At 44.2% G+C, this 16,919-nt stretch carries 14 protein-coding genes and 1 tRNA gene; 10 read left to right on the forward strand and 5 right to left on the reverse strand.

Annotated features, from left to right (window positions below; genetic code table 11):
- Window positions 1-442 precede the first annotated feature (442 nt).
- The 3 genes from F3I09_RS05635 (at window position 443) to F3I09_RS05645 (ending at window position 3,323) form a co-directional block, all read left to right on the forward strand.
- Window positions 443-733 (forward strand): hypothetical protein, encoded by a 291-nt coding sequence (locus F3I09_RS05635; RefSeq protein WP_149694069.1) that lies wholly within the window; start codon window positions 443-445, stop codon window positions 731-733.
- 210 nt (window positions 734-943) lie between these two features.
- Window positions 944-2,590, forward strand: a complete 1,647-nt coding sequence (locus F3I09_RS05640; RefSeq protein ID WP_149694070.1) for a SulP family inorganic anion transporter — start codon at window positions 944-946, stop codon at window positions 2,588-2,590.
- Between the two features lie 52 nt (window positions 2,591-2,642).
- Complete coding sequence (locus tag F3I09_RS05645; RefSeq protein WP_149694071.1) at window positions 2,643-3,323, forward strand: carbonic anhydrase family protein; 681 nt, start codon at window positions 2,643-2,645, stop codon at window positions 3,321-3,323.
- A gap of 91 nt (window positions 3,324-3,414) precedes the next feature.
- Here the strand turns inward: F3I09_RS05645 and F3I09_RS05650 are convergent, their stop codons facing one another.
- The 3 genes from F3I09_RS05650 to F3I09_RS05660 all read right to left on the reverse strand — a co-directional run bounded on the left by F3I09_RS05650 (window position 3,415) and on the right by F3I09_RS05660 (window position 6,701).
- Window positions 3,415-4,548 (reverse strand): methionine aminotransferase, encoded by a 1,134-nt coding sequence (locus F3I09_RS05650; RefSeq protein WP_149694072.1) that lies wholly within the window; start codon window positions 4,546-4,548, stop codon window positions 3,415-3,417.
- 85 nt (window positions 4,549-4,633) lie between these two features.
- On the reverse strand, window positions 4,634-5,725 hold the full coding sequence (locus F3I09_RS05655) for a mannose-1-phosphate guanylyltransferase (protein WP_149694073.1): 1,092 nt from the start codon (window positions 5,723-5,725) through the stop codon (window positions 4,634-4,636).
- 1 nt (window position 5,726) lies between these two features.
- On the reverse strand, window positions 5,727-6,701 hold the full coding sequence (locus F3I09_RS05660) for an SIS domain-containing protein (RefSeq protein ID WP_149694074.1): 975 nt from the start codon (window positions 6,699-6,701) through the stop codon (window positions 5,727-5,729).
- 304 nt (window positions 6,702-7,005) lie between these two features.
- Here F3I09_RS05660 and recQ point away from each other — a divergent pair, with 304 nt between their 5' ends.
- From recQ to F3I09_RS05685, 5 genes are all read left to right on the forward strand, one after another.
- Window positions 7,006-9,207: a DNA helicase RecQ gene (gene recQ, locus F3I09_RS05665; RefSeq protein ID WP_149694075.1), complete on the forward strand. Its 2,202-nt coding sequence runs from the start codon at window positions 7,006-7,008 to the stop codon at window positions 9,205-9,207.
- Window positions 9,208-9,227: 20 nt separating this feature from the next.
- Window positions 9,228-9,998 carry a DUF3050 domain-containing protein gene (locus F3I09_RS05670; RefSeq protein WP_149694076.1) on the forward strand — a complete coding sequence of 257 codons (771 nt, stop codon included), beginning with the start codon at window positions 9,228-9,230 and terminating at the stop codon, window positions 9,996-9,998.
- Window positions 9,999-10,069: 71 nt separating this feature from the next.
- A tRNA-Phe gene (locus tag F3I09_RS05675) sits at window positions 10,070-10,142 on the forward strand.
- 196 nt (window positions 10,143-10,338) lie between these two features.
- Window positions 10,339-10,905, forward strand: coding sequence for a Crp/Fnr family transcriptional regulator (locus F3I09_RS05680; RefSeq protein WP_149694077.1), 567 nt, complete (start codon window positions 10,339-10,341; stop codon window positions 10,903-10,905).
- A gap of 190 nt (window positions 10,906-11,095) precedes the next feature.
- Complete coding sequence (locus tag F3I09_RS05685; RefSeq protein ID WP_188133703.1) at window positions 11,096-11,986, forward strand: alpha/beta hydrolase; 891 nt, start codon at window positions 11,096-11,098, stop codon at window positions 11,984-11,986.
- A 574-nt stretch (window positions 11,987-12,560) separates the two neighbouring features.
- Here F3I09_RS05685 and F3I09_RS05690 read toward each other — a convergent pair.
- A complete protein-coding gene (locus F3I09_RS05690) occupies window positions 12,561-13,178 on the reverse strand; it encodes a Crp/Fnr family transcriptional regulator (protein ID WP_149694079.1) in 618 nt (205 codons plus the stop codon).
- A gap of 124 nt (window positions 13,179-13,302) precedes the next feature.
- On the opposite strand from F3I09_RS05690, the gene F3I09_RS05695 reads away from it, so the two are divergent.
- Window positions 13,303-14,103, forward strand: coding sequence for a helix-turn-helix domain-containing protein (locus F3I09_RS05695; RefSeq protein ID WP_149694080.1), 801 nt, complete (start codon window positions 13,303-13,305; stop codon window positions 14,101-14,103).
- A gap of 91 nt (window positions 14,104-14,194) precedes the next feature.
- Window positions 14,195-15,976: a DUF885 family protein gene (locus tag F3I09_RS05700; RefSeq protein ID WP_149694081.1), complete on the forward strand. Its 1,782-nt coding sequence runs from the start codon at window positions 14,195-14,197 to the stop codon at window positions 15,974-15,976.
- Between the two features lie 60 nt (window positions 15,977-16,036).
- Here F3I09_RS05700 and F3I09_RS05705 read toward each other — a convergent pair whose 3' ends face one another.
- Complete coding sequence (locus F3I09_RS05705) at window positions 16,037-16,894, reverse strand: sulfurtransferase (protein WP_149694082.1); 858 nt, start codon at window positions 16,892-16,894, stop codon at window positions 16,037-16,039.
- Window positions 16,895-16,919 lie beyond the last annotated feature (25 nt).

The raw sequence follows: 16,919 nt of genomic DNA on the forward strand, positions 1-16,919 counted from the left end.
TATGCCGGGTGCATTCCCGCAACGTTCAGGCCCCTGCACCCAAATCCTCTCCGGTCAAAGGATTCCCGAAAATGCTCCATGAAGAATGCATGTATGGTGCATCTTTTCCCGGTTTCTCCATATCACTTCACCGGCATTTCCATATCGTTTCACCGACATCTCTATATCGAAGGGATATACATATGACGGAGAAGTGATATCCAGATGACGGTATAAGGATATGGAGATATAGGGATCAGAGCAAACCCAGTACGGGCTTACATCAATAAAGGATCTGAAAAAGAGGGATTCTACAGGGGGAAAAGGTGTATTAACCAACGTGTTGCGCTACACGTCCAAGGGTACAGGTTGCCACCATTCATCCATAAAAAGGGGATTTAACATTTTTTTAAATGGTATATTTACAAAGTCGACATTGGCTTAGCTATTTTTGTACGGAACGATGAAAAGAATCATTGGCATATTTCTCCTGGCACTGATGTGCACACAGCTCCTTCCAATCAAGGAGATGGGGAGACTATTGTTCAATAATCAGATCGTTGAGGAACATCCGGTAGAAGATGGCTGTTGTTGCGATCTCGTAAAACTGGGTAAGGAATTAAAGTTCCTGAACAATGACAGCGCCGTCCAGTTTGAGCCTTCATTACTGGTAAAAAGTCTTCACTATAATTTCTTTGCGGAAATCCCTCAGGGTCCTACCCGCGAAATACATTGTCCCCCACCCAACTGTTAATAGTATTTGCTTTAGCATCTGTCACATTGCCTGCGAAGGCATTCCTGATATGTCGCTAGTGCAATCTCCGCTTTTCTGCGCATCACGCTGCGCCTCTTTTGCTATTATCAATATTTTATTCACTGAACAGGAGTAAGTACCTATGCCGTGTAGTACCGGGCATGCTTATTCTCTGTTTTCAACGCATTGCGTTTTTAAATCCTTCTGACTATGAGCAGGCAATCTATATTTTCCAACCTGAAAGGCGATCTCTCTGCTGGTCTTGTTGTATTTCTGATAGCGGTACCTCTTTGCCTGGGTATTGCCCTCGCATCAGGAGCCCCTTTATTCGCCGGAATGATTGCCGGTATAGTGGGTGGTTTGGTGATCGGAGCACTAAGTGGCTCCCAATTGAGCGTGAGTGGCCCTGCAGCCGGTCTTACTGCTGTAGTGCTTACAGCTATCACCAAGTTCGGCGTGTTTGACGTTTTCCTGCTGGCGGTTGTGATAGGGGGTGTAATGCAGCTGATACTTGGCCTGGTAAAGGCGGGTGTTGTGGCTAACTATTTCCCTTCCAATGTTATCAAGGGAATGCTGACCGCTATCGGTATTATTATTATACTAAAGCAGCTGCCGCATGCATTTGGTTATGACGCCGATTCTGAAGGAGATTTCGCATTTATCCAGTTAGATGGAGATAACAGCATCACCGCTTTACTCTCTACACTGAATCATATTCATCTCGGGGCAACATTAATTACCCTGGTTTCAATACTGATTATCCTCTATTGGAATAAGATCCCGAAACTGGGCCTGATCCCTGCTCCTCTGGTAGCCGTACTGGTGGGTGTGGGTATGAATGCCCTTTTTACTGCTACCGGTAGTGTGCTGGCGGTTGCCCCCAACCATCTGGTAAGTCTGCCTGTGGCGAAAGATTTCGGCTCCTTTATAGGTCAGTTCAGTCTGCCGGATTTCAGCGCCATTACCAACAAAGACGTATGGATCGTTGGGGCAACCATCGCTATCGTGGCTTCTATAGAAACACTGCTGAACCTGGAGGCTACTGATAAACTGGACCCGCTGAAACGGTACTCTTCCCCTAACAGGGAACTGAAGGCACAGGGCATTGGTAACATCATAAGTGGTATGCTGGGTGGTTTGCCTATTACTTCCGTGATTGTGCGCTCCTCTGCAAATATCAATTCCGGTGGCCGTACAAGACTTTCTACCATCGTACACGGCTCCTTACTGCTGATTTGTGCAGCACTGATACCATCCTTGTTAAATAAGATCCCACTGGCTACACTGGCAGCAGTACTGCTGGTAACCGGTTACAAACTGTGTAAGATCTCCATCTTCAAAGAGATGTTTAAGAATGGTAAGTACCAGTGGATACCGTTCGTGATAACAGTCGTGGCCATTGTATTTACAGACCTGCTGATCGGCATTGCCCTTGGTATGGCAGTAAGTGTGATCGCCATCTTACGTGGTAACATCCGCAGCTCTTACTTCTTCCGTAAGGAAAAATACAGAACCGGCGATAGCATCATCCTGGAACTGGCGCAGGAAGTATCCTTCCTGAACAAGGCAAGCATACTGCTGACGCTCGACCATATGCCGGAAAACGCAACAGTAGTAATAGATGCAGGCAAAACGACCTATATAGATTTTGACGTATTGGAAACGATCCGTGAGTTTAAAGATGTAAAGGCCGTTCAAAAGAATATTACTGTGATCCTCACCGGATTTAAAGAACAATACAAACTTCAGAATACGGAAAACATCTCTCCCGAACACCAGGAGAAGATTGCCAGCGGGCACGTTCATACCATTACCGGTAATCATGAACAATTGTTGAAAGAACTACAGCTGAATTAAAACAGTTGTGGCAGGAAAGGCTTAATTCTAAAAACAGTAAAAGTTGAAAAAAATGAAAACATTAAATAAAGCATCCCAGTCAAATATTACTCCCGCTCAGGCTTACGAACTTCTCAGGCATGGCAATGAACGTTTTGTGGACAACCTGCAACTGCACCGTAATCTGCTGGAGCAGGTAAATGAAACCCGTGACGGTCAGTGGCCAATGGCTGCTATCGTAAGCTGTATGGACTCCCGTACTTCCGCTGAGCTCATTTTTGACCAGGGACTGGGAGACGTCTTCAGTATCCGTCTGGCAGGCGCAGTGATCTCTGACAACGTACTGGGTAGTCTTGAATATGCCTGTAAAGTAGCAGGTTCTAAATTTATCGTAGTACTTGGTCATACGAAATGCGGCGCTATCAAAGGCGCATGCGATAAAGTGGAAATGGGTAACCTGACCGGATTGTTGGGTAAGATCACTCCGGCGGTATATGCTGAAAAGACCATCAAAGAAAACAGAACTTCTTCAAATCCTGAATTTGTAGATGCGGTAACAGACCTTCATACAAAGCGTTCCGTACAGGCTATTATGGAGCAGAGCCATATTCTGCGCGACATGATCCTGAATGGCGAGATCGGCATTATCGGCGCTGTGTATAATGTGGAAACAGGTGTGGTAACCTTCCATGAAGACACCCTGGTGATAGGTAGCGAGAAGTTCAAAGAGGTTCCTGAGGCAGTAATTGCCTGAGGACCTACAACAGTTGACAAGCCATGCTTGTAGTCATATACAAAGGAAAAGCCGCTCTTATTCAGGAGTGGCTTTTTTCTTTGTGCTATGTTTATATCTTTCTGAGCCGTTCTGCGGCCTGTTCCAATGTCTCCTTCTTCTTTGCAAAGCAGAAACGTACCACATGATCGTCTTTTCCGTTTTCGTAAAATGCCGATACCGGAATGCTGGCAACTCCAAATTCCCTGGTAATACGGGTGGCAAAATCCTTGTCTCCCTCATCAGAAATACGATCATAGCGCATCAGCTGAAAATAACTTCCCTTTGAGTGAAGTGGCGTAAAGCGCGTATCCTTCATGAGCTCCAGGAAATAGTCCCTTTTTTGCTGGTAGAAGCCTGGCAGGGAAAGATAGTGTTCAGGCGTTTGCAGATAGCCGGAAAGCCCATATTGCATAGGAGTGTTCACGGAGAAACACAGGTACTGATGTACTTTCCGGTATTCTGCCATAAGATGCGCGGGTGCCACACAATAGCCCATTTTCCAACCGGTGTTATGGAATACCTTTCCGAAGGAGAAGGTCACAAAACTATTCCTCAGCAATTCCGGGTAACGAAGTATGCTAAGGTGCGCTTCCCCGTCAAATATCAGGTGCTCATACACCTCGTCGGATAAGACGAGCAGGTTATGTTCTATCACGATCTTTTGCAGTTCTTCCAGGTCTTCCCAGCCAATGATAGTGGCGGTAGGATTGTGCGGGGTATTGATCATGATCATCCTGGTGCGTGGCGTAATCTTACTGCGCACCAGGTTCCAGTCAATACTATAATCAGGATAAGACAGGGGAATCAATACCGGTACACCTCCATTCACCCGTACATTGGGGATATAGCTGTCGTAAGCGGGTTCAAATATAATGACCTCGTCACCAGGACCAATACACGTCGCAATAGCTGTAAAGATTGCATATGTACCACCGGGAGTGATCGTGATCTCTGTATCCGGATTTACCTGTTGTCCATAGAGGCTGTGGATCTTCTGAGCAATCACTTCCCTCAGCGGCATAATACCCGGCATGGGCGCATATTGATTATACCCATCCTCCATTGCTTCATTTACCAGCTTTTTCAGCAGGTCATCACAATCAAAATCGGGGAAGCCCTGTGAAAGATTAATGGCTTTATGTTGCGCTGCAAGCGCAGACATAACAGTGAATATGGTGGTACCTACGTTAGGAAGTTTTGACATAAAAAACGGATGATCAATTACGAATCAATGTCTGAAATTAAAACATGTAATCCGTAATTGATCATCCGATCTTTTCTTTTATTATTTAAAGGAACTTTTCTCCTTTGTTCCTTTTTACTTCCGCCACATATTCCTTGATCTGCTGTTCATTCTCTTTTTTACAGATCAGCAACACATCAGAAGTGTCGACCACAATAAATTCATCGAGGCCCTGTATGACCAACAGCTTTTCCTGCGGCGCTTTGACCATGCAGTTGGTAGCGTCTACCAGCATTACGTTCTTGCCCTGTACGGCATTACCGTCTTCATCTCTTTCCAGGTTCTCATATGCAGACGCCCATGTACCCAGATCGCTCCATCCAAAATTGGAGGGGATCACATATACATTATCTGCCTTTTCCATGATAGCATAATCAATAGAAATGTTGGTACACTGTGGGTAGATATTCTCTATCACTTTTTTTTCTTCCGGTGTGTTCAACTTACCTGTACTCTGCACGAACAGTTCGTCTATTTCCGGAAGATATTTATTGAAGGCGGTCAGTATTGTTTTTACGTTCCATACAAAGATACCGGCGTTCCAGAGGAAGTCTCCGCTTTGCAGGAACGTCTTAGCCAGTTCCAGGTTAGGCTTTTCGGTAAATGTCTTTACTGGATATACATTATCCGCCACCTGTTGTGTTTCGAACTGAATATAGCCATACCCGGTGTCAGGGCGGGTAGGTTTGATGCCAAGCGTCACCAGGGCACTGTGTTTCTGTACGAACATCAATGCGTTAAGGCAGGTGCCGGCGAAGGCAATAGGATCCATAATCAGATGATCCGCGGGAGCGCAGATGATATTTGCTTTAGGATCCTGTTTGTTTATTTTATGGGAGATATAAGCGATGCAGGGAGCAGTATTTTTCCGGGAGGGCTCACTGACTATGTTGTCCACCAACAACTCGGGAAGCTGGTCCTTTACCTTTGATACATAGTGATGATGTGTGACTACGAAAATGTTTTCATGTGGAATAAATTGTGCGAACCTATCGAAGGTCCATTGTAACAAGGTTTTCCCGGTATTCAGAATATCCAGGAACTGTTTGGGGTGATCAGTGCGGCTATAGGGCCAGAAACGACTACCTATCCCCCCGGCCATAATGGCCACGTAAAAATGCCTGTTCACAGCTGTCATCTTATATAATTCCTTCCCTGATTAAGTCATGTAAATGAATGATGCCAATATATCGTTTATCTCTCAAAACCAATAGTTGTGTGATATCATGTTCTCTCATCTTCTCCAGCGCATTGATGGCCAGTTCATCTTCCTGGATCGTTTTCGGGTGTCTGGACATGATACTTTCTGCGATAACACTTTCCGCCGGCATTCCCTTTTCGAGCATACGGCGAAGGTCTCCGTCAGTAATAATTCCGGCCAGTTGCCCGTCTGACTCCAGTACAGCTGTTACCCCCAGCATGCCGGAAGAGATCGTTACAATGATCTCTTTCAGAGAACTGTTCCTTTGTACCTGCGGAGCTTTATGAAGACGGCTCAGATCTCCCACCTTGAGGTATAACTTTTTCCCCAATGTGCCTCCCGGATGAAACTTCGCAAAGTCTGCAGATGTAAATCCGTGCCATTCTATCAGGCAGACAGCCAGTGCATCTCCCATTGCCAGTTGGGCAGTGGTGCTGGTGGTAGGCGCCAGATTATTGGGGCAGGCTTCCTGGCTGACGGTGGTATTCAGGACCAGGTCTGATTCCCTTGCCAGGAAAGAGTCCATATTTCCCACCATGCCAATGAGCTTATTCCCAAAGTTTTTCACTAATGGGACCAATACTTTTATTTCAGGTGAATTTCCGCTCTTCGAGATACATAAGATAATATCGTCTTCCTGGATCACCCCCAGATCCCCGTGGATAGCGTCCGCAGCATGCATAAAAATCGCAGGAGTGCCAGTGGAATTCAATGTTGCTACAATCTTCTGACCGATGATTGCGCTTTTACCTATACCGGATACAACTAGTCGTCCGGCACAATGTGCAATCAATTCTACCGCCTGTTCAAAATCACTATTGATGTATTGCCTGAGGTCAGAGACAGCTGCAGCCTCCAGGCTCAGTGTCCGGTTCGCCACCTCCGCAATATTAATAACCGTTCTATTTTTCATGGGCAGCCACAAAGTTAACTATGATTCAGCAGATTAAACCTATGATATTGCCTTATTTTATAATAAGGGACCCTTCCGGGCAGATTTTTCCCGATCTCTCATTTTCCCCTCCCCGACCGGGCGCTCATGAACCCGGTAAATACAGTCTGAACGTGTATTTGGATGAGTCATAACTGCCTAAAGCACATAAAATAATTGCCGGTCAGCGCATTTTTAGTTAACTTCGTGTCCCCTAAAAAACACATAAACAATATCCATAATTTGTTACTTTCTTTAGAGTTTATTTGTTTTAAATTTGAATGCAATGGCTGTTGTAAAGGTAAGTTTGATCGATGCATTACGGGAACACTTTGGGTTTGATTCCTTCAAAGGGAACCAGGAAATCATCATCAGGAGCATCCTTGCCGGTAAAGATACTTTTGTAATAATGCCAACCGGCGGAGGAAAGTCTTTATGTTATCAATTACCGGCTCTTATGAGTCCGGGCTGCGCGCTAATAGTATCTCCCCTTATTGCTTTAATGAAAAACCAGGTGGACCTGGTACGCTCATACAGCAGTAAAGATAACGTGGCGCACTTTCTCAATTCTACCCTGTCAAAAGCACAGATAAAAAAAGTAAGAACGGACCTGCTTTCCGGCAAAACCAAAATGCTCTATGTAGCACCGGAAACGCTGACAAAGCAGGAAAACCTGGATTTCTTCAGGGAACTGGAGATCTCTTTCATCGCCGTGGATGAGGCACACTGTATCTCTGAATGGGGGCACGACTTCCGTCCGGAGTACCGCCGTCTGAAGGAGATGATAGAACAGATCAATGGAAACCTTCCTATTATAGCCCTGACGGCCACTGCTACGCCTAAAGTGCAGAGTGATATAGTGAAGAACCTTGGCCTCCGTGATCCCCAGGTATACCTATCTTCTTTTAACAGGCCGAACCTCTACTACGAGATCCGTCCTAAGCGCAAAAAGGACCAGACCATCCGGGAAATCGTCAAGTTTATCCACCAACATAAGGGCAAAAGCGGTATTATATATACGCTTAATCGTAAAACCACTGAAGAACTGGCAGACATGCTGGTGGCCAACAATATTAAAGCTGTTGCCTACCACGCCGGCCTGGATGCGGGAACCCGCGCCCAGCGCCAGGATATGTTCCTGCATGAAGATGTGGATGTGATCGTGGCTACCATTGCCTTTGGTATGGGTATCGATAAACCTGATGTCCGTTTTGTTATTCACTATAACATTCCCAAAAGCCTGGAAAACTATTACCAGGAAACGGGCCGTGCGGGTCGTGATGGACTGGAAGGTATCTGTGTCTGTTTTTACTCCTATAAGGACGTACAGAAGCTGGAGCACCTCATGCGTGATAAACCATTGAGTGAGAGGGAAATGGGTGCTCAGCTCATTAATGAAACTGTCGCTTATGCAGAAAGTTCTGCCTGCCGCAGGAAGGTGATCCTTCACTACTTTGGCGAAAAGTATGAGGAATCTCAGTGTAATAACGCCTGTGACAATTGCCGGAATCCCAAAGAAAAGATAGAGGTTAAGAACCGCGTCGTGATCGTACTGAATGCCATCAAAGCATTGGAAGAGCGATTCGGAAGTGACTATGTGGTGAATATTATCACCGGTAAAGTGAATCCTCAGATCACCACTTATCAGCATAACCAGCTGGAAGTATTTGGCGAGGGTAAGGAATTTGACGCTCACTTCTGGAATTCCCTCATCCGCCAGATGATGCTGGAAGATCTGATCGAAAAGGATATTGAAGAATATGGACTGCTGAAGATCACAGAAAAGGGACACAAATTCCTGAAAGAGCCATATTCTATCATGGTATCCCTGAACCATCAGTTTGAGGAAGAAGGCGGAGATGAGGAAGATGTAGCTACTGAGGGCCAGGCATCTGCAGACACGGTGCTGTTCGAAATGCTGAAGGAGTTGCGTAAAAAGGTGGCAAAAGAAAAGAACCTGCCTCCTTTTGTGATCTTCCTGGAAACATCCCTGGAAGATATGGCTACCCAATACCCTACTACTGTACAGGAACTCGAAAAGATCCAGGGTGTAAGTAAGGGTAAAGCTATCCGCTATGGTAAGCAATTCGTAGATGTCATCTCCAAATATGTAGAGGAAAATGATATCGTAAAGCCTGACGACTTCGTGATGAAGAGCGTGGTGAATAAGAGCGGTCTGAAGGTGTTTATCATACAGAATATCGATAAAAAAATGCCGCTTGAAACCATCGCACGCAATAAGGAATTGACTATTCCGCAATTGCTGGATGAAATGGAAACCATTGTAGCGAGCGGTACTAAACTGAACCTTGATTATTGCCTTGATGAAGAACTGGACGACTATGCCCAGGATGAGATCATGGAATATTTCAAAGGTTGTGAAACCTCCAGTCTGGCACTGGCGCGAGAAGAGCTGATAGAAAGCGATTACACCATCGAACAGCTGAAACTCATGCGTATCAAGTTCCTGGTGGAATATGGAAACTAACAGCTGAATCTTAACCGTACATGACTGGCATACCACACATTAAAGGAACCATTGCTCCAATCAGGGAAACTATTATACAACATCCCTTATATTCCGAAATACAACGCATAGAAGATATCCGTTCTTTTATGCAGTATCATGTATTTGCCGTATGGGATTTCATGTCATTGCTGAAGTCATTACAACGGCATCTTACCTGTACAGATATTCCCTGGGTACCTAAGGGCAGCGCTGCCACCCGTTATCTCATTAACGAGATCGTGACCGGTGAAGAGAGTGATGTAGCTCCCGATGGCTCCCGTGTCAGTCATTTTGAATTATACCTGCAGGCCATGGAACAGGCAGGTGCAGATACTACTGGCATTGCAGATTGCCTGCAACAGTTACAGAACGGCAAACCAATTGCATCAGTATTAGATACCTTACCGCCAGCGGTGCGTTCTTTTGTGAAATATACATTCGATCTGATCACCACTGCTCCTGTACATGTGCAGGCAGCGGTATTTACCTTTGGTCGTGAGGATCTTATTCCTGATATGTTCCTGGCGCTGGTAACAGACCTGGACAGGCAATTCCCGGGACAGATCAGTCTCTTCAAATATTACCTGGAAAGGCATATAGAAGTTGACGGAGATCATCACAGTCATTTAGGCATGGAAATGGTACAGGAACTTTGTGGCAATGATCCGGTAAAATGGGAGCAGGCGGCACAGGCATCGAAGGCTGCATTGGAACAGCGAAACGCCCTGTGGAACGGGATCCTGGAAGAAATTAAAAGTTTTGTTGCATAAAAATTTGGAAGTTAATTTCTAATTTGCTTATCTTTGCAATCCCTTCACGAGAAGGACACAAAAAAAAAGATGGTGCGGTAGCTCAGTCGGTAGAGCAAAGGACTGAAAATCCTTGTGTCGGCGGTTCGATCCCGCCTCACACCACGAAGAAAGAGATCACAGCAATGTGGTCTCTTTTTTTGTTTGTACGATACTGGTAAGCATTAAGCTGTATCCTCTGTCACGTCCAATCCTCCTTAACGACTCCATCTATCCATTTTTTATTCCACATCGGCCAATTTCTCTACTATTTAAATTATTGGAAGTTTTATACGCTAAACTTATCTTTAGCTGATTCATCATGTTGCTGCATACATTAGAAAATATATTCAAAAAGGCAGACTTGTCGCACGAGGCTGTGGAGCATCTCAACAAGCATGTTGTCTTTATGGATGCTGCTAAAGGTTTCATGCTAATAAAGCAGGGACAGTTGTGCAACCATATCTACATTATTGAAAAAGGGTTTGCGCGAATATTTTCTGTTATTAATGGCAAGGAAGTTACCACCTTGTTTGCCAGGGAAAACGATATCATAACATCTACTTATGCATTGTTTACACAAACTGGCAGTAATGAAAATGTTGAAGTATTGGAAGATTCCTCTATACTGAAATTAAATTACGAAGCGTTTGTCAACCTCTGCAAGGAACACCCTAGTCTGTTTAACCTGTTCCGGTTCATAATGGAAAAGTACTATCTCGCTTTGGAAGAACGAACTTTGTCCCTCCAATTTGACAGTGCTTTAGAACGTTACTCCAAACTGCTTTCGCGTGATCCCTTTATCTTACAAAGAGCATCACTCGCCTCAATAGCTTCCTTTCTGGGCATGTCGCCGGTAACACTGAGCCGTATGCGGGCTCGGATCTGACAACCTTTCTTTTTAGCATTTGCTAAAAAATCATCTTCCTGCCGCATCTAAATTTGCTTTACCAAAACAGGTATTGAATTGGTAAAGACATATTCCGTGCTATTTATAGTATTGATGTTTACCAATTCTTATGCAGTCCCGCGACTTATAAACGGCAATGAAGGTTGTTCAAAATACTAATTATCAACACATGGAAAGACCAAGTTTTAAAAGCAAAGTTTACCGGGCACTCATCCGTATAATGGGTATAAAAACAAAAATTGAAAAAGAGTTCAGGACCGGCGATTTCAGCAAATTCCATAAAGCTGCCACTATACCAGATAAAGTAAAAAACCAATGCGATGTCTTGTACCGAAAATCACCCACAGGGAGAACAATCTGGGAACTGAAAAAAAAGAATAGCACGCCACAACGCTATATATTTTTCCTGCACGGAGGCGGTTTTGTTGCTAATATTACAAAATACGATTGGTTCTTTTTAAACAAGATCGTACAACATACTGGTTTGGGTATTGTGATACCTGACTACCCACTGGTTCCTGCAAGCAACTACAAAAATGTGTTCGATATGGTAGTACCTGCATATGAAGAACTAATACAACAGGCAGGTAGAGAAAACGTAGTATTGATGGGTTTCTCTGCAGGTGGGGGACTCGCTTTTTCGCTTGCACAATATGCCCAAAACAATCAGCTTACCCAGCCCTCTCAAATCATTTTATTATCCCCTTTTCTGGATGCTACAATGCAGAATCCTGAAATTATGATAATTGACAAGTACGACCCCTACATTGATATTAAGGGGTTTAGCAAAGCAATTTCAATTTATGCAGCAAACACGAACACGGCTAACTACATGATAAGTCCCATATATGGCACGCTGGAAGGATTAGCCCCCATTCATTTATTTGCAGGCACCCACGAGGTGGTATTGCCCGATGCAAGAAAACTAGTTGCGCTGGCAAAAGAAAAAAATATAGCCATTAATTATTATGAATACAACGGCATGTATCATGCATGGATCTTTCTTAGTATGCCAGAGGCTAAAGATGTATTCAATAAATTGATGCATATTTTGAAATAACCAGCATACCTGCCACTACACTGTAGTAAATACCCTTCTAAATAAGATTGGAATAGTCAGAAAAAAACATGTTGCGCTTTACTCAGCAGGGAACAGGCGCCGAAACAGAAAAGAATCTCTCCGGCACCTGTGTTCCCCATGAGTAGTGGTTAAATGGTTAACTGGTTGTGCTAACTTTCACGCCAGCAGGAAAGTACTGGCGACTCTTTAAGGCATTCATAGGTATAGGTATTGGGACAATTACATCTATCTATAAAAGTAAATTGGTTTGAAAACTTGCTACAGTCATGTTTACGTTTACTTATTCTCTTAGAAATAAATTCTCTTAAAAAGCAGGTACAGTCATTTCACGCTTTACTTGTTCTCTTTTCTCCTCATGACAATGTTTCATTCACATTGTGACGGAAAATTAGAAAGAATTACTGAGACCCAGTCACCTGCGGAAAGCTGTCTTAAAGACACTTTTAAAAATCAAAAACGCTGTAAGGTAGACACAGCGTAGCTTGGAGCGTTCTTCACTGATGAATCAACCCCGCTTATCAGGGTCTTTTTTTGACATATATCAAAATCTATTTTATGTTGATCTCTTCCGTGCAGACGTTTTGGACCGTACCCTGCTTAATGTTTCAATGGTTATTCCTAAAAAGGATGCTACATAGGTAAGTTGTACACGGTTGGCAAACTGGGGATAAAATTCCTGGAAAAGCGCATATTTCCTTTCAGCATCATGCAGCCGGGTAATATATGCTCTGTTTTCAGCTGATGTATAATGGAACTCCGTTATTTTCCGGCCGGTAATATTAAACGAAGGATACTTCTCGTATATTTTAGTCAGATCAGAAAAACTAATAGCCAGTAACTCACTGTCTTCCAGAGCCTGTATATTTTCTATAGTATCTATCTGTAGCAAAAAACTGCGAATGCCCGCCACCATTTCATTTTCCAGGGCAAACCAGGTGGTGATCTCTTTATTTTCTTCTTTAATAAAACCTCTTAGTAATCCTTTCCTGATAAAATAGAGACTATGACATACTTCTCCATTCCGCAGCAGGTATTTTCCCTTGGGAACACTGCAGCAATAAATACTTTTCAACAAATGCTGTTCAATTCCCTTGCCGACAGGATGAAATGAGTTTAACATTTGCCACAATGGGAGCAGGTCTTCTTGGGCGGGTTGTTTTCTGGCGTTCATGTGGGTGTTTATATGGGTGTTCTCGTACGCTAAAAGTAATACATTTGGTGTATTTTTATTATATGTTTGTCATGGTTATTTTAACCCATACCTTTGACTATATTCCAACTTTAAAAGTATACTCATGAACAATCCTGTTGTGCTTTCTAAAGGCTGTTATGTGGGATCGAAGGTGAAGGAACATAACATCGGATATATCACCACCAGCGAAACCATCTTCCCTGAGAATCTTACATCTGACTGGCATTGCCACGAAAATCCTCATTTCTCCCATATCCTTTCCGGCGGCAGCCAGGAAATAAGAGAGAAAAAGGCTGAACAACAAATGGCCGGAACAGGATTGTATTATTATCCCGGAGTCATACATCAGAATGTGCATTACCGTCCCGGAACACGCATATTCAACCTTGAAATAGAAGAAAGTTTCTTTAATACATACAACCTGGCCATTCCTCCGGAATCACTGATGTATGAAGGCAACGCGGTTATTAATGCGGGTGGACTACTACGACTACTAAGAGAACATTACTATAACGACTCCTGCAGCAGCATTTCCCTGGAGCAATTGTGCATAAATCTGATAGACTCCAATCCCACTATAAAAAAGCATTATCCTGAATGGACCCGGCAGATCATAACCGTGCTGAACGATCTCTGGGATGAACCGCCTTCTCTTGCAGAGCTTGCGGCTCAGATAAATATTCACCCCGTTACCTTATCAAAATACTTCAGCCGGTACTTTTCCTGTACCCTGGGAGAATACCTGAGAAGGATCAAAATTGAGCGGGCGCTTGTTTTGGTCCGCTCAAAAAAGTATTCGCTGACAGAAATTGCTTACATGTGCGGTTTTACTGATCAGGCGCACTTTACAAGAACTTTTCGACAAGTTACGGCTATGCTTCCCAAAGAGTACAAAAAGATCTGACCTGTCCTCATGCGCTAATACCATACAATTTCGCGGCCGGGTAGTCTTTTACCTTTGTATCACAAGGGTAGAAAATGTACCCGGTTCGTTTATGAAATACGTTTCTCTTAAGATCAGCAGCTTCTTTATGGTATGCTGTTGTGCATTTACTACAACAGCCCATAGCCAGCAGCGCAATGCTAAACTGCATCAGCTTTTTGAAAATTATTACCAGGAAAGCCTCCGGTTGGATCCTATCAGTGCAACCTTTGCAGGTGATCACCGGTATGATGCGATGTTGGCAAATGATGGATCAACATCCTATTTAAGACTAAAAGATCAATTTGATAAAAAGTACCTGTACCTGCTATCCGGCTATAACAGGCGGACGCTGAATACTGCAGATCAGATTTCTTTTGACGTACTGAAGGAGATCCTCGAAATGGACGTCGAGAGAATGAAATATCATCCGGAATACCTGCCTATCAATCAGTTCTCTTCTCTCCCACTATTAGTTGGGCAACTTGGCGCTGGACAATCTGCACAGCCATTTGCAACAGTAAAGGATTATGAAAACTGGTTCAAACGTATCGCTGCTTTTTCAGAATGGACAGATACGACCATTGGCAACATGCGAAAGGGTGTTTCCAGAGGGATGGTGTTACCCAAAGTGCTGGTAATGAAAATGATCCCTCAAATGGAAAGTCTCGCCGAAAAAGATACAGCAAAGAATACGTTGTTTCAGCCATTAAATAACTTCCCTCCTGCTATATCCGGCCAGGAACGTGAACGGCTTAAACAATCATTCCTGCGGGCCTTAACCACACAATTGCTTCCGGCATATCAACGTCTGGCAGATTATCTGAAGAACGATTATCTCCCACATGCCACTGATGCCGCGGGGCTCTCTGGCATCCCTGGTGGCAAAGAGTTATACAGGTATTATGTCCGGTATTTCACCACCACTGACCGTTCTCCGGAGGAGATTTATGAAACAGGTATAAAGGAAGTAACACGGATCACTGCGGCCATGGAGGATTTAAAAAAGCAAAGTGGCTTCACCGGTACTTTACAAGAGTACTTCGTTTTTCTCAGAACTGACCGGCAGTTCATGCCTTTTAAGACCGCAGAGGAGGTTATACAGGCTTACCAGCAGATCTATGATAAGATAAAACCCCATCTGCATACAATGCTTAGTGTAGCTCCTAAAGGCCGGTTTGAGATCAGAAGAGTGGAAGCCTTCCGGGAAGCATCACAAAATGGCCCTTCTTATACTATAGGGGCCATGGATGGCAGCCGTCCGGGGATATTCTATGTCCCTGTTCCTGATCCTACTAAGATCAACGTTACTTTTCTGGGTATGGAAGCTACTTTCATACATGAAGCCATCCCCGGGCATCATTACCAGATATCATTACAGCAGGAAAATACAGCTTTGCCAACCTTCAGACGGCAGATCAACTTCAGCGCTTTCACAGAAGGATGGGCGCTTTATTGCGAGTCGTTTGGTAAGGAACTGGGATGTTATACAGCTATTCCACAGCAGATGGGAGCACTAAATAATGAGATTCACCGGGCTATCCGGCTGGTAACAGATGTTGGCATCCATACCGGCAGGATGACAAGGGAAGAGGCTATCAACTACATGTTAGCCCATGAATCCATCAGTGAGGAAGAAGCTGTCAGATCTGTTGAGCGTTATATGGCAATGCCCGGACAGGCACTCACTTATAAGATCGGAGAACTGGAAATGTTGCGCTTACGTGAGAAATACAGGAAAATGTTAGGCGCCGGGTTCAATATTATCAAATTCCATGATGCCTTACTGGCGCAGGGAGATATGCCGCTAAAGGTGCTTGAACATTACATGGATAATTGGGCCGCCAATCACTGATCAATAAAAAGGCCTCTGTATCATTGCAGAGGCCTTACTTATTTTATTAAAGATTTCTATTTACGCACCCACCGCAACAGGCCTTCCCGGATCAGTGATCCACTCACTCCAGGACCCCGCATACAGCTTTGGCAAAGGATATCCTGCATAGGCTGATAACAACACATTAAATGCCGCTGTTACCCCTGAACCACAATAAAAGATCACATCTTCTTTCGCAAAATCAGCCGCAAAATAGGCCCTTACTGCCTCCTGCCCTGCCACGACTCCTTCAGCCGCAATATTCGCATTAAACGGCCTTGAAATCGCTTCTGGAATATGTCCTGCTACCGGATCGATGGTTTCATTCTGGCCGGCATATCTATCTGCAGTTCTGGAATCTATGACACAGCTACCATGTTTTTCCGTTGCTTTCATAACTTCCTCCGCAGAGGCAAGCAGGGAATCATTAAAATGCGCAGTGAATGTTCCCGCTTTCGGGGTAACAATACGACTTTCCAGGGGAAGTCCCTTTTCAGCCCATACCTTTTTACCGCCGTCCAATACCGCTACCTGCTCATGCCCCGCCCATTTCAGCAACCACCACAATCTGGCAGCGGCCATAAAGCCGGCACCCGCATCATAGGCAATCACCTGTGTGGTAGGCGAAATACCCCATGCGGAGAATTTCGCTTCGAGATCATGCTTCTCGGGAAGAGGATGACGTCCTGTTACTCCTGCTATGATCTTTCCGGAAAGATCCTTATCCAAATCTGCATATAATGCGCCCGGTATATGTGATTTCTCATATTCTTTTCTGCCCCATTCCTTATCGTTCGCTGCAGTGCTAAGCATAAAACTGCAATCAATGAAAAGAACATCCGGAGTGTTGACAAGTGCCTGTGCTTCCCCAGGCTTAACAAAATTTGTATAACTCATAGTGTGCCTTTTAAGTAATGATATG

Origin of the sequence: Chitinophaga sp. CF418 (assembly GCF_900142925.1) — a bacterium.
Taxonomy (GTDB): domain Bacteria; phylum Bacteroidota; class Bacteroidia; order Chitinophagales; family Chitinophagaceae; genus Chitinophaga.

Bases quoted from the DNA above. Each gene is read 5' to 3' on its own strand.
- F3I09_RS05680 (WP_149694077.1), top strand. From the start codon at position 10,339: ATGTTGCTGCATACATTAGAAAATATATTCAAAAAGGCAGACTTGTCG.
- F3I09_RS05635 (WP_149694069.1), top strand. From the start codon at position 443: ATGAAAAGAATCATTGGCATATTTCTCCTGGCACTGATGTGCACACAG.
- F3I09_RS05705 (WP_149694082.1), bottom strand. From the start codon at position 16,894: ATGAGTTATACAAATTTTGTTAAGCCTGGGGAAGCACAGGCACTTGTC.
- recQ (WP_149694075.1), top strand. From the start codon at position 7,006: ATGGCTGTTGTAAAGGTAAGTTTGATCGATGCATTACGGGAACACTTT.
- F3I09_RS05670 (WP_149694076.1), top strand. From the start codon at position 9,228: ATGACTGGCATACCACACATTAAAGGAACCATTGCTCCAATCAGGGAA.
- F3I09_RS05660 (WP_149694074.1), bottom strand. From the start codon at position 6,701: ATGAAAAATAGAACGGTTATTAATATTGCGGAGGTGGCGAACCGGACA.
- F3I09_RS05690 (WP_149694079.1), bottom strand. From the start codon at position 13,178: ATGAACGCCAGAAAACAACCCGCCCAAGAAGACCTGCTCCCATTGTGG.
- F3I09_RS05655 (WP_149694073.1), bottom strand. From the start codon at position 5,725: ATGACAGCTGTGAACAGGCATTTTTACGTGGCCATTATGGCCGGGGGG.
- F3I09_RS05650 (WP_149694072.1), bottom strand. From the start codon at position 4,548: ATGTCAAAACTTCCTAACGTAGGTACCACCATATTCACTGTTATGTCT.
- F3I09_RS05645 (WP_149694071.1), top strand. From the start codon at position 2,643: ATGAAAACATTAAATAAAGCATCCCAGTCAAATATTACTCCCGCTCAG.
- F3I09_RS05640 (WP_149694070.1), top strand. From the start codon at position 944: ATGAGCAGGCAATCTATATTTTCCAACCTGAAAGGCGATCTCTCTGCT.
- F3I09_RS05685 (WP_188133703.1), top strand. From the start codon at position 11,096: ATGGAAAGACCAAGTTTTAAAAGCAAAGTTTACCGGGCACTCATCCGT.
- F3I09_RS05700 (WP_149694081.1), top strand. From the start codon at position 14,195: ATGAAATACGTTTCTCTTAAGATCAGCAGCTTCTTTATGGTATGCTGT.
- F3I09_RS05695 (WP_149694080.1), top strand. From the start codon at position 13,303: ATGAACAATCCTGTTGTGCTTTCTAAAGGCTGTTATGTGGGATCGAAG.